The organism is Kroppenstedtia sanguinis (genome assembly GCF_050433445.1).
GTDB classification, from domain to species: domain Bacteria; phylum Bacillota; class Bacilli; order Thermoactinomycetales; family DSM-45169; genus Kroppenstedtia; species Kroppenstedtia sanguinis.
The window spans coordinates 1-12,183 of the sequence record NZ_JBNPXF010000040.1; the positions used below are offsets into that span (position 1 = coordinate 1).

Here is a 12,183-nt window from a genome sequence, read left to right on the forward strand (position 1 = left end):
ATGGGTTTTCGGTTTGGTCACTTGAAAACTTCTCCATGATGGGGTGAAGTCCTTTTTCTATGCCTGAGGAGCCTTGCTGCTCAAGGGGTTTGAAAACTGCAAAAGGCTCACTTGTATAAATCAAGGAAAATTTAAATGATTTTCAATATCGGTTAATCACCTCAATATTGCTACGATTGCTTTGTGGGAACGGAACACGGGAGCGTTTGTTGGCTAAACCAAGTCGGACACCGCCGTGACTAAATTCAAGTGGGTCTTAAATATTTTCAATTCGATGGCGGAGTGAGATCAACATATAGCCGATCTAATGTACGAAAGAAGAAGACGAGATAGATAAAAAGAGAACTATTCAACACCTAGAAGAAGAATCATGGGTGCGGCAGTTAAGGAGGATTGTTCGCCTCGCTTGTGATGAGAAAAGAAGGTTTCCTTCCCTCCTTTGTGGCTTTTGGACAATCCATGATTGTACATCGCTAATTTAAAATTGGAATAACTGTTGTACTGCAAAAAAACGAAATGGGCAGATTACAGCTTCATCGAAAGACGTCAGGTGATCAGCTTGGATGAATTTAGCCCCCTCAACCTTCAATCGGTTAAGGGGGCTATCCAGATAAGAGCAGGCGCCTCACATTTATATATAAAGCTACAGGGCTGTTGATTAGCCTTATTTTGGGTGGGGAGATCGTGTTCACCCACGCAACCGTTGCCATCCGGCAGAGAAGTGAAAACTGGCCACTCCAAATCTGACCATCGGGCAGGGGCAAAGCCTTACGGAAGCAACACAGGGAAGAGGTTGCCCCTAAACGCCCTCTCGTAAGACTTCTCCACTGGGTAGGATGGCAACCTTGCTATCGAGATTTAGTGCCTGTGGTGCAACCTTAATCTAGAGCTTCAGCTCCTTTGGATTGTAGTGCCCGTAGCGCAAAGGTCACTTTGGTGGTACACGACTCCCTCCACCGCCCATTTTTTGGTTAATCAACAGCCCTGTCTTTTTATTAACCTTTGCCACTGACAAGGTTTTATCTTACTTCATTTTTTGTATTAGAGGATACTTGGCAAATTGTCTCGTCCCCACAATTTCCGGTGGGAAAGACAGTTCGTTTGTTGACGATCCAATCGTATACTTTTTGACCGAAATTTAAGTGTATAGATAAAATCAGAAAAAATCAGCAGTCTCTCTTCGATGGCCGATCGGAGAGGTGACTGCTGCATAAAACTTGCTATATTCCTCGCATGGACCCGGTCGGCGGACCCAACCAACGGTGGGGTGGAAAATCACAGATGGGATGGTGGGGATTTGATTCGCCTTTGCGCTCTTTGCAAGAGATCGGAGCCGCCCCACCATCCCGCCCCCGCCTTGCTGAAAAACAAGATCAAAGTTGCCTGAAGGGGCACTAGTCAATCCCGATTGCCCAGGATGCGGAGCAGATAGATAAACATGTTGATGAAATCAAGATAGAGGGCCAGCGCTCCCATAATCGCCGTTTTGGTGTGGGTATCCTCATCCATGTTTTCATCCTGAATCCCTTTGATCTTCTGAATATCGAAGGCCGTCAGCCCGCAAAAGATGATGACACCCAGATAGGAGATCGCCCAGTACAACGCAGAACTCTGCATAAACCAGTTGACGATGGAGGCGATGATCAGGCCGATCACAGCCATGAACAGGATGTTTCCCAGCTTGGAGAGATCCCGCTTCGTCACCGCCCCGTAAAGCGCGAACACCCCGAACATCCCTGCCGTAATAAAGAAGACTTGGGTAATCGATACTGGCGTATACACATATAGCAACGGAGACAGCGTCACTCCGTTGAGAGCGGCATATAGGAAAAAGCAGAAGGTAGCTGTTCCTGCCGCCATTTTATGGACACGAGCCGCCAGGAAAAAGACAAGGATCAGTTCGCCAATCATTAATCCAAACAGAACCCCGGAATGCTGATAGAAGTATTGGACCGCCCCACTATCAGAGATCAGCAAATATGAGATGATCCCGGTCAAAGAGAGACCCGCAAACATCCAGGAAAAAACCCGGGTCATCAGACCCGTCTGGCTGCGGCTGACACTGGTTTCCATAAAGGTTTCCCCTCCTTTGGAGATGTTTTCCTGTCCCAAGTATAGTATCTGCCCTTTGTCCATGCAACCGTGAAAGCGAATTTATAATCCCTTTTCACTCCCGTTCCGACACCCTGGCCAGGGATGCCCGGAGATGTTTCAGGATCTCTTCGATCATCAGGGAACGCTTTTCCCAAGGGAAGTCCGGAAGCAGCGTGGCCAGCTCCTCCATCTTTTGTTTGTCGTACTCCAGGAATTGAATCACGGTATCACAGCTCTGGACCAATCTGGCCCAATCTTCCTCGGCGATTCGCTTCTCTCGGTCCTCCTGCGGTCGGTTCATCCGCGTAACCCGCCCCTTCTCTTCCTCGGGCAGATGCACCCGGTTGATATCGATTCGGTATTCTTCGCCTGTTTTCATAGTAAGTTCCAGAGACGAATCGATCACTTCCACCCGACGGATGGCTCGATTCTGTTCCGACATCCCTTCCAGTTGTTTGACGATCAAGTCGAAGAGCAGACAGGTAATCTCCTGTTCCTTTTCCATGGATCCCACTTCCCCTTCCTGCGGACGACTTTCCCGTCTGGCTTCTTTCTCTATTTTTCGATACTCTAAAGTTAAATCCATTACAACGGGAACACATTCGATTTTCCCGAAATGAAAGGAGGAAAGGCGTACTTTTATGCCACAGTTCATGCAAATCCATGTGCTGTTGTTTGCTGGAGTCGCTGAGGCCGTCGGTAAACGCGACCTCAAGTTGGATCTTCCTGAAAAGGCCACCGTCCAAAGGCTGATCGATCAATTAACCACAGAATACCCCCATGCCGCAGACCTGATCCGGCACTCCGTAATCGCTCTGAACCAAGATTACGCCGAGGGAGATCAAGTCATTCGTTCCGGCGATGAAATCGCCCTGATCCCCCCGGTCAGTGGGGGAGAGGAGAATCAATCAGCTCCGCTTCTCTTCATCACAGAGGAACCCCTCTCCGCCGACCGCCTGATCCGTGCCGTTTCCAACCCTTGGGCGGGGGCTGTGCTCACCTTCGCCGGAATCGTGCGGGAGTATACCCACGGGCAAAAAACGGTGGCCTTGGAATATGAGGCTTACGCTCCGATGGCCCGACTGAAAATGAAGGAAATCGTGGGGGAGATCCGGCACCAGTGGCCTGAAGTTCGTGTCGCCATGGGCCACCGGACTGGGAAATTGGCGATCGGGGAGATCAGTGTCTTGATCACCGTCGCCTCTCCCCACCGGGATGAATCATTTGCAGCTGGCCGCTACGCCATCGAACGCCTCAAAGAGACCGTACCCATCTGGAAAAAGGAAATATGGGAAGATGGCTCCCAATGGAAAGGGGCGCAGACCGGTCCCTGGGATCCCCGTCAAAAAAAGAGCCCTGCGTCTCCTGGGGAAAGGGACACTTGATCCACGGATCCTCCCGTCCAAAAAATCCTTGCCCGTTTATTTATTATTTTATCACAGTTTCGGTGATTTCCGGAGCCATCCGTCCCAATCCCGAGTAACATAAAAGGAGGAAATTCCATCCATGCTCGACCCAAGCCGCTACTCTCGACAAATCCTGTTTCCACCCATCGGGGAAGAAGGCCAACAGCGACTGGCTCTCTCCCGGGTCGCCGTGGTGGGATTAGGCGCACTGGGAACCTCACTATCCCATCACATGGTGCGAGCCGGAGTGGGATATGTACGACTGATCGATCGGGATTTTGTAGAGACGAGCAACTTGCAACGCCAGATGCTCTTCGATGAGTCCGATGCAGACCAAGGGATTCCCAAGGCCATCGCCGCCAAAGCGAAACTGGCGGCTATCCATTCCCAAGTGGAACTGGAGGCCCATATCGCCGATGTGACGGCGGATAATGCGGAAGAACTGCTCACAGGTGTAGACCTGATTCTGGACGGATCGGACAACTTCGCCCTCCGCTATCTCGTAAATGATGTCAGTGTGAAGCATGGAATTCCCTGGATTTATGGAGGTGTCGTCAGCTCCCGGGGGATGACATTCACTATCCGTCCCGGAAACACCCCCTGCCTTCGCTGTCTATTCCCAGAAAGCTCCACCCCCGGATCAGGGGAAACCTGTGACACCGTCGGTGTGATTGGCCCGGCGGTCCAGATGGTAACCGCTTTTCAGGCCACCGAAGCCATCAAACTGTTGGTAGGGGATGTGGATGCGCTGGATGGTCGTCTCCGCCACTTTGATCTGTGGTCCAACCACGAAGCTGCCTTCGGCGTGGAGAAGCGCAAGCGTAGGGACTGCCCCGCCTGTGGTCAGCACCAGTTTGAACATTTAGAGGGCGGCGGGAGTGGAGAGACGGCGGTCTCCCTGTGCGGACGGGACACGGTGCAGATCTCTCCCGGCCGTCCCCACCCTCTGGATCTCGACCGTCTGGAGACGGTTCTCTCCGCTGTGGGCCAAGTGGAGCGGAACCGCTTCCTGCTCCGAGCCCAAGTAGATGCGGCTCATCGGCTGATCCTCTTCCCTGATGGTCGGATTCTGGTGCAGGGTACCGACGACCTGCAATTGGCCCGCTCCCTGGTGGCCCGCTATGTAGGGGCCTAAGTCGAAAAAAGTGGTTCTAGGCGCGTCGGATCTATCAGAGAGCGGAACTTGGATGCACCTTTGCATCTATCAGATAGGGTCTCTCTGCTCCCCCACCCTGAATTATAAAAAAACGCCGGGGAAGTCATCCCGACGGTTCATACACATGACACGTGCCCTCATCTGAGTGGAAGGTGGAACCCTTCACACTCAGGCTCGGGGGCCTTTGCTTTTCGCCCGGTTTCAAACCACTCCCAGATGATGAAAAGTTCCATCACGAGCCTCTCCAACCTCAGCTCAGGGCCTGTAGATCCTTTCAAGAGACAGCGCCTCTCCAGTTTCTGTCTCAAAGAGAAACCACCACAGGTAACGAGGGATTTATATACCACTCGTACCCCCTCAGTAATCATTGTGCGGAAAGTCACAGATGGGCACGGATAGTGAGGAGACGAATAGCCTTTGCTCTCTTTGTAAGAGATTGGAGTCGCCTCACCTGCCTGTTCCCACCCGCTGAAAAATAAGATTAAGGTTGCCCGGAGGAGTACTAGTGCCCCCTCAGCGAACATTGTGTGGAAAGTCACAGATGGGCACGGATGGTGGGGATTTGATTCGCCTTTGTACCCATAGGGCACAAGTCTCGCCAAGGTCACTCCGTTCCCGGTCTCGCTATGCGCTCTTTGCAAGAGATCGGAACTGCCCCACCATCCCGCCCCCGCTTTGCTGAAAAACAAGATCAAAATTGCCTGAAGGGGCACTAGGGTGTTTCCGGAGATCCATTGGAGTCCGGTTGGCTCTGCTCTGTCTCCCCTGGCGAAGATTCTTGGTGATTGGGATCGATGAAAAAGAGGGCGGCCTCCAGAGAAGCGGAACCGGGGTTGCTCACAGGACCTGGTGGCAACCCTTGATGCACCCAGACCTGGTAATCATAGAGCTCTCCATAGGGTGCTGGCAGGGTACGTACTCCCAAAGGAACACCACGCCGAAGCCGCTCCTTGAAGTCCTTGGCCACCTCCGATTTTTTATCGGGATCCGGTTCATCCTTTTCAATCAGTGCAGCCACAGTGACCCAGTAATCGACACTCAGCTGGTTCTGTTTCAACTCCGCCTGAATGGTTGGAGTGAGGCTCTCGTCAAAACGGCTCAACATCGCCTCAACCACCTCTTTCGCATCGGCATCTTTGTTGAATTCATAACGGCCCGGTGCCAGATATCCTTCCAGACGGTAGGGACGGTCCTTCGGGATGGAATCGAGAAAAGAGTAATCATAAACCTCACTGTTGACGGCTCGGGTCCACTCTTTTTCGGAGATTCCATGGTATTTCAACACCAGTCCCATCTCCCGAACTGTGGACCCCTCCGGGATCACCACCGTCCAAGTACCACGGGTCATCGTCTTCATCACACTTTTCAGATCCATATCGGGTTGAATCTGATAGGTGCCAGGCTCAAAGTGAGCTTGCTCTTGCAGTGTGTATCGGATCCCATACATCGGGAACAGCCATTCGTTGCTGATCACCCCGTTTTTTTTCAACTCCTGTCCGATTTTAAACAGGGAGTCCTCTTCCTGGATCCGAATATTGACGGCATCCGTCCGGGGTGGATTGGCGAGTGCCCGGCTAACCCATTGATCGGAGATGAATACAGTAAAGACCGCCAGCAGTAGCAAGGGGGGCATCATCTTCACTATTCGTTTGATGGGAAAGAGCAATCGCAGATCGAGTAGTACTCTTCGCACAATCTCCAGCAGGGTCACTTTCTGCTTTTGTTCGAAAATGCGGTAGCCCATCGCGTAAAAGAACAAAGCATAGATCATCAGCAAACCCATCAATAACCAAAGTCCGCTCCCGCCGACAACATCCAACAACCAACCTCCCAGGAGGGGACCGATAAAAAGGCCCAACTGTCCGAATCCGTTGGCACCGTAATAGACCCCCCGCATCCGCTCATCGGCAATCCGGTCGATAAATAGACTGGAAACAGGAAAAACAAGCGTCTCACCCAAGGTCAGCAACACAATCCCCAAAATAAAAAGGATGTTGCTGTCCCCGACACCGAAAAATAAATAACCGGTGAAACACAGGACGCTTCCCGCCACTAAGCCGGTCAGCACACTTTTCTTCCCTGCCCAACGGTTCATGGGGTATTGCATCAGGATGACTACCACAGCGTTGATCGTCAACAGCAGGGCGAATAGCTCCGCATCTTTGCCCAACCCGCCCAGATGAATCGGAAGAGTGGATTCAATCTGAGAAAAGGTTGTAAAGAACAGGATCCCTGCAAGTACAAAGTAGCCCAGGGAGCGATCCTTGCGAATCACACCGATACATTCAGCAAAGCGAACCCGCTCTTCCGACTGAGGCTGAAGATCCTTGCGAAATATGATAAACACCTGGTAGAGAGCTAGAAAATAAATAAGATAGATCACTGCGGTATAGACAAAGATCCGCATCCCCATCACTTGAAAGAGAATAGCCCCCAGCATCGGTCCTGCCACCATCCCGATATTGACGGCGACATAACGATAACCAAAAATCTTCAACCGCTTCTCCGGGGTCGAAATATCGGACATCAAAGCTTGGGAAGTCGTTTCAAAAAATGCCCGGCATAACCCATTGAGAGCATTCAAAATAAAAAAGTGCAGAAAAGTCTTCCCAAGGGAGAATCCGAGAAAAGTTCCCGTCCACACAAACAAAGAGGTGAGCAGGATCAGCTTGCGCCCCCAGCGGTCGGACAGATAACCTCCGACAAAGCTCCCTAAGGCTCCAGTCAATCCTGCCGCTCCCAAGGTTAAGCCGACAGATAAGGAGTCCATCTTCAGATTCTCGGAAAGGTGAATCACGAGAAAAGGAAGGCTCATAAAAGAGGCGATCCGGGTCATCGCCGTCCCCAGGAGCAAGATCCATACAACCGGATGGTAGCCTCCGTATTTTTTCCATTTATATTTTTCTTTTCGGGATAAGGAAGCTTCTCCTTCTTTCAATACAGTGTCCATAAAGGTTTCTCCTGCACTGTGATCAATGACGATCTATAGAATGCATGTACCATTCTATATTTTTAACCTACATTCGTAAATGGGCTGGGAGAGCCTATTCTCCTAAGACCAAAGTCCGACGAAATAAAGGTAGCCTTGGATCGGCTACCTTTATTTGCTTATTCTTGGGGTGTCACCTGGACACGGCCCAACCTTTCCATGACCTGAACCAAGGCCTGCGTGCCATCCTCCTCCCCGCCGTAAGCCTGAACCGAACGGAGAAGTTGATTCACCTGGGCAGTTCCCAGGAGCGGGAGATCCATCCGATCCGCCTCCTCCAACACGATCCGCAGATCCTTCTGTTGAAAGCGGACAGAGAAGCCGGGGTCCAAGTCCCCTTTTATCACTCGGGGGGCTAGATTCGTAAGGGCCCAGGAACCAGCAGCTCCCTGAGTGGTCACCTCAATCATCGTCTCCAAGTCCACCCCGGCTTTTTTGGCAAAGGAAAGAGCCTCCACCATTCCCAGCAGGTTGAGTCCGCACATGATCTGGTTGCAAGCCTTCACTGTCTGACCCGCCCCGATCGGACCGCAATGGACCAGGTTTTTTCCCATCGCTTTCAGAAGAGGCTTCACCTGTTCCAAGGTTTCTTCCTCTCCCCCAACCATGATGGACAACGTCCCTTCCCGGGCGCCTACATCCCCTCCGCTCACGGGGGCATCCAGCATCCTTACCCCTTCTGCAGCCGCCTGAGCAGCCATTTGTCGGGTGGCTTCCGGTGAGATCGTACTCATATCAATCAGGATCAGCCCATCCCGAGCCCCTGCGAGAACTCCTTCCGGTCCTTCCACCACTTCCCGAACATCGGGAGTATCTCCCACCATAGTAATCACTACATCACTTTGGGCCGCCACCTCGCGAGGCGAACTGGCGGTTTTCACACCCCAGGCTTTGGCCTCTTCCATCCGGGAGGCCGTTCGATTCCAAACCGTGACGGAAAATCCAGCCCGGTGCAGATTGCGGGACATGGATTGCCCCATGATCCCCAACCCGATAAATCCCACGTGCAACGACTCTTTCCCCATTTATCCTCCCTCCCTCTACTCAGGAGCCCAACTTTTCCTGCAAGCGGGCCCGGACACTCTGGTTGACCGTCTCCCACAGGGACGGTTCCTCCAACAAACGCTTCTTGAAATTACGGTACAGATCTTTCTGTTTCTCGGCGAAGTCCGGCGCCTCCTTCGCCGGTAGATTGGCATTCATCGCATCCACTAATTGCTGCACTTCTGGAGAGCGAGGCCCCCAGACCGCCCGTTCATTCCCTTGGTCATCAAAAAAGACAAAGATCGGAATCGACCGGGACTTTCCGTTGGTCAGGTATTGATCCATCAATTCCAGATTCTCATCCCGAATCAGATACCGCATCTGGATCCCGGCGGTCTCGGCGATTCGTTTCAGAATGGGTAGACACATCATGGCATCCCCGCACCAATCTGCAGTCAGGACGACAGCTCGCAGTTTCTCTCCGGCCAGCCCTTGGTAGAAAGGAAGGTCTTCCTCTGGCAAACGATAATTTTCATAGATTTGCTGGAGTCCTTCACGATTCACCTTCATATCCTCCACATAGGCCTGCCAAGTCATGCCCTTGTCAAACCACTGATTGAGATCCATCTTTGCCCCTCCTTATCCTGTTCTCCCTCTATTGTAACCGAACTTGGAACCTCATTGTCGGAAGCGGAAAAAAGGAGTAGAATCGGCATGAGCCAATACCTCGTATACCGAAATATTATAATTGTAAAAGGGGGGCTGCCACCTTGACCAAGCGTACCGTTTATCTGATCATGGTTTTCAACATGATGATTTGGGGGTTGAATACCGTAGCCCTCAAAGTGCTGGTGCAATACCTTCCACCCTTGACCTTGCAGTCCCTTCGCATCTTCCTGGCGGGGTTGGTGCTACTCCCCTTCCTCTTACTCCAAAAACAATGGCGCCTCCCCCAAGCGAAGGAATGGCCTCACTTGGCCGGGGCAATCCTGTTTGGAGCCGTGGGGCATCATTCCTGTCTCGCTCTCGGAGTGGAGCAGACCAGCGCCACCAACACCGCCTTGATTCTGGGGCTGGTTCCTCTTGCCACTGCCTTGATGGCGGTGATCTTTTTGCGAGACCGAATCAGTTGGATGCGAGGCGCGGGTATTTTACTGGGATTCCTGGGGGTCGCTTTTGTGGTTTTGCAAGGAAGCGGTGAGATGGGCGGGCACATCACTGGAGATTTATGGGTGTTGGGAGCCATGGCTACCCAAGCTGCCAGCTTCATATATATTAAAAAGGCGACAGACACTATGGACGCCAAACAGGTGACCACACTGATGTTCCTGACTGGTTCGGTCATCATATTTATCATCAGTCTGTTCCTCCACCCCCAAGGGCTGGGGCAAGTCGTGGATATCCCCGCCTGGGTATGGGGACTCTTCTTCGCCTCTGGAGTGATCGCCACCGGATTGGGACATATGCTCTATAATTCATCGATCCACCGGTTGGGACCGGGGCAATCGGCTATTTTTATCAATCTAACACCCTTCTTCGCCCTGATGGGATCCTCATTTTTCCTGCAAGAGACGATCCGTCTGTCCCAGATCGCCGGCTTCTTTCTGATCGCCGCCGGTGTTTTCCTTGGCTCTGGCGCTGCAGAGGAAAGAAAGAAAACTATTCCCGCAGGACAACTATCCGAAAAAAGAACCCATTCTCTGTAAAAAAAAGAGTCCGTCCCTCAAAACTGAGCAGGACGGACCATGATCTATACATTAACAGATGAGGAGGGATCAACCCGATCTCAGAATACCCGAAGAAGACCCCACCGGCCAATCCACAGAATGGCCGGTTTTTATTAGTTCCTATAAAGTATTCCTGTCATCCGTCTCTGGTGGGTGCCCCCCTCCAAAGTTCCCGTTCACGCAGTTTCGGGGGTGAGCTTTTGCATGATGATCATATCTCCTCCAGACTTAGTGAACCTCCACAGGCGCCGCAGCGGTAGCGGCTGGGATTCATTCGTTTTTTACGCCAAGCCTTGCGTCCGCAAGCTTGGCATTGGAGGACATAGCGAACCGGTTGCTTTCTGGTGTTTCCCGAAAGCGGGGGTGTGTAGCGAAGACCCTCTACCTGTTTCAACAGATCTTTAAAGTCGGCATCCCGGTGACGGTAGCCTTTTCCCTCTAGATGAAGATGATAATGACACAACTCATGACGGATGATTCCCCCCACCACCTCCATGCCCAACTCCTCCAGATGCCGCGGGCTGATTTCGATCCGGTGATCTTCGAGAAAATAGCGACCTCCGGTGGTACGCAAGCGAAAATTGAATCGCGCCAGATGGGTGAAAGGTTTGCCAAACCACTCCAGTGAGAGTGCTTCCACCCAATGCTGCAGGGCGTGATCATCCCCCGGCTCCACATGAAATTGGGCGGATCGATGATTCGAACTCACAGAACCGCATCCCCTTTCATACACTCTAATGAGACGACTACGCCAACTGGGAGGCGTTTCAGTATGCCTTATTGGTTGTGTAGACAGTTGCAACAGGCTTTTTTAGGGAAGGATCGAAGACAGATCCGCATCTTAAATGAATGTTGGTTTCAGTATCAACAAAAAAACGAAAATCTGCAATACCAGACCGAAGGATAATCCTGTAAAAAGAGCCCAAGGGTCCCGATCACATCGGACCCTTGGGCTCTTTGCATAGGTACTTCCTTCATGAAGAGGGCGGAACATTTACATATTCACAGGGCTTTCCTTCTCCCTTTGCTCGATGGAACCGCCACTCTCACCGGAGGTGACCATCAGGATGGAGGCGATGACAGCACTGCCGGTCAGGTAGAGCGCTTCAGCGAGAGTGGAATCGATGGCGTATTGGGGGTCCTCTTCCCGACGGGCGAAGGGGGAGCGGTTCTGGGAGCCGTTCCGTTTATGCATCATGTTTTCCACAGCCTGACGGCAGCGGTCTGAGGCGAGTACCATCGGGTAGATTCGTTCAAAGGTGCGGCCGACGAATTCATCCCGATTGCGGGACGCACCAGGCAATTCCTGCCCTTTCATCTCCGCTTCCACAAAAGCGGCGATCTCCGCCAGTTCAGCTGGGGAGTTCCGAAAATATGAACCGCAGGCTTCCGCCATTTTCGCCATCTTTTCGCTCATTTCCCGGGGAACATTGGATTCGATCATAAGCACCCTCCTTTGCCTTTGTTTTTCCCTGGTGGGATGATTCCATACCAAACAGACAGCCGTCATGCCCTGCCGGGCATAACGGCTGTTTTTCAGGCGTGTCGATTATCCATATTTTAGGTAGGGAGATCGTGTTCACCCATGCGACCGTTGCCATCCAGCAAGAAAGTAATGACTGGCCGCTCCAAATCTGACCGACGGGGCAGGGACAAAGCCTTTCAGAAGTATTTCAAGGAAGAATGTTGCCCCTAAACGCCTCTTCCTTCAGATTCTTCGCTGGATAGGATGGCTTCCTTAGTCTAGAGCTTCAGCTCTTTTAAATTGTAGTAGTGCCTGTGGTGCTTCCTTAGTCTAGAGCTTCAGCTCTTTTAAATTGTAGTAGT

11 protein-coding genes are annotated in these 12,183 nt (G+C 51.9%); 4 read left to right on the forward strand and 7 right to left on the reverse strand.

The annotated features are described in order from the left end of the window. Positions 1 to 1,398: 1,398 nt before the first annotated feature. On the reverse strand, positions 1,399 to 2,073 hold the full coding sequence (locus tag JOD24_RS15640) for a Bax inhibitor-1/YccA family protein (protein ID WP_380164745.1): 675 nt from the start codon (positions 2,071 to 2,073) through the stop codon (positions 1,399 to 1,401). A 94-nt stretch (positions 2,074 to 2,167) separates the two neighbouring features. After that, positions 2,168 to 2,680, reverse strand: coding sequence for a hypothetical protein (locus tag JOD24_RS15645; RefSeq protein WP_429247309.1), 513 nt, complete (start codon positions 2,678 to 2,680; stop codon positions 2,168 to 2,170). 67 nt (positions 2,681 to 2,747) lie between these two features. Here JOD24_RS15645 and moaD point away from each other — a divergent pair, with 67 nt between their 5' ends. Next, on the forward strand, positions 2,748 to 3,479 hold the full coding sequence (gene moaD, locus JOD24_RS15650) for a molybdopterin converting factor subunit 1 (protein WP_380164969.1): 732 nt from the start codon (positions 2,748 to 2,750) through the stop codon (positions 3,477 to 3,479). A gap of 121 nt (positions 3,480 to 3,600) precedes the next feature. Continuing rightward, positions 3,601 to 4,635 carry a ThiF family adenylyltransferase gene (locus JOD24_RS15655; RefSeq protein ID WP_380164749.1) on the forward strand — a complete coding sequence of 345 codons (1,035 nt, stop codon included), beginning with the start codon at positions 3,601 to 3,603 and terminating at the stop codon, positions 4,633 to 4,635. Positions 4,636 to 5,368: 733 nt separating this feature from the next. Here the strand turns inward: JOD24_RS15655 and JOD24_RS15660 are convergent. From JOD24_RS15660 to JOD24_RS15670, 3 genes are all read right to left on the reverse strand, one after another. Then, complete coding sequence (locus JOD24_RS15660) at positions 5,369 to 7,606, reverse strand: endolytic transglycosylase MltG (RefSeq protein ID WP_380164751.1); 2,238 nt, start codon at positions 7,604 to 7,606, stop codon at positions 5,369 to 5,371. A gap of 158 nt (positions 7,607 to 7,764) precedes the next feature. Then, a complete protein-coding gene (locus JOD24_RS15665) occupies positions 7,765 to 8,670 on the reverse strand; it encodes an NAD(P)-dependent oxidoreductase (protein WP_380164753.1) in 906 nt (301 codons plus the stop codon). Positions 8,671 to 8,689: 19 nt separating this feature from the next. Further along, entirely contained in the window at positions 8,690 to 9,256 is a 567-nt protein-coding gene (locus tag JOD24_RS15670; protein WP_380164755.1) for a thioredoxin family protein, read from the reverse strand. 143 nt (positions 9,257 to 9,399) lie between these two features. On the opposite strand from JOD24_RS15670, the gene JOD24_RS15675 reads away from it, so the two are divergent. Beyond that, positions 9,400 to 10,335 (forward strand): DMT family transporter, encoded by a 936-nt coding sequence (locus tag JOD24_RS15675; RefSeq protein WP_380164757.1) that lies wholly within the window; start codon positions 9,400 to 9,402, stop codon positions 10,333 to 10,335. Between the two features lie 232 nt (positions 10,336 to 10,567). Here JOD24_RS15675 and JOD24_RS15680 read toward each other — a convergent pair whose 3' ends face one another. Then, the gene (locus JOD24_RS15680) at positions 10,568 to 11,065 is read right to left on the reverse strand and encodes a SprT family protein (protein WP_380164759.1); all 498 of its coding nucleotides are present in this window, start codon (positions 11,063 to 11,065) and stop codon (positions 10,568 to 10,570) included. A 63-nt stretch (positions 11,066 to 11,128) separates the two neighbouring features. On the opposite strand from JOD24_RS15680, the gene cmpA reads away from it, so the two are divergent. Continuing rightward, a complete protein-coding gene (cmpA, locus tag JOD24_RS15685) occupies positions 11,129 to 11,263 on the forward strand; it encodes a cortex morphogenetic protein CmpA (protein WP_380164761.1) in 135 nt (44 codons plus the stop codon). A gap of 87 nt (positions 11,264 to 11,350) precedes the next feature. Here the strand turns inward: cmpA and JOD24_RS15690 are convergent, their stop codons facing one another. Next, positions 11,351 to 11,800: a hypothetical protein gene (locus JOD24_RS15690; RefSeq protein WP_380164763.1), complete on the reverse strand. Its 450-nt coding sequence runs from the start codon at positions 11,798 to 11,800 to the stop codon at positions 11,351 to 11,353. Positions 11,801 to 12,183 lie beyond the last annotated feature (383 nt).

Coding starts and splice junctions, on each gene's coding strand:
- JOD24_RS15640 (WP_380164745.1), bottom strand. CDS start 2,073: ATGGAAACCAGTGTCAGCCGCAGCCAGACGGGTCTGATGACCCGGGTT.
- JOD24_RS15645 (WP_429247309.1), bottom strand. CDS start 2,680: ATGGATTTAACTTTAGAGTATCGAAAAATAGAGAAAGAAGCCAGACGG.
- moaD (WP_380164969.1), top strand. CDS start 2,748: ATGCAAATCCATGTGCTGTTGTTTGCTGGAGTCGCTGAGGCCGTCGGT.
- JOD24_RS15655 (WP_380164749.1), top strand. CDS start 3,601: ATGCTCGACCCAAGCCGCTACTCTCGACAAATCCTGTTTCCACCCATC.
- JOD24_RS15660 (WP_380164751.1), bottom strand. CDS start 7,606: ATGGACACTGTATTGAAAGAAGGAGAAGCTTCCTTATCCCGAAAAGAA.
- JOD24_RS15665 (WP_380164753.1), bottom strand. CDS start 8,670: ATGGGGAAAGAGTCGTTGCACGTGGGATTTATCGGGTTGGGGATCATG.
- JOD24_RS15670 (WP_380164755.1), bottom strand. CDS start 9,256: ATGGATCTCAATCAGTGGTTTGACAAGGGCATGACTTGGCAGGCCTAT.
- cmpA (WP_380164761.1), top strand. CDS start 11,129: ATGCCTTATTGGTTGTGTAGACAGTTGCAACAGGCTTTTTTAGGGAAG.
- JOD24_RS15690 (WP_380164763.1), bottom strand. CDS start 11,800: ATGATCGAATCCAATGTTCCCCGGGAAATGAGCGAAAAGATGGCGAAA.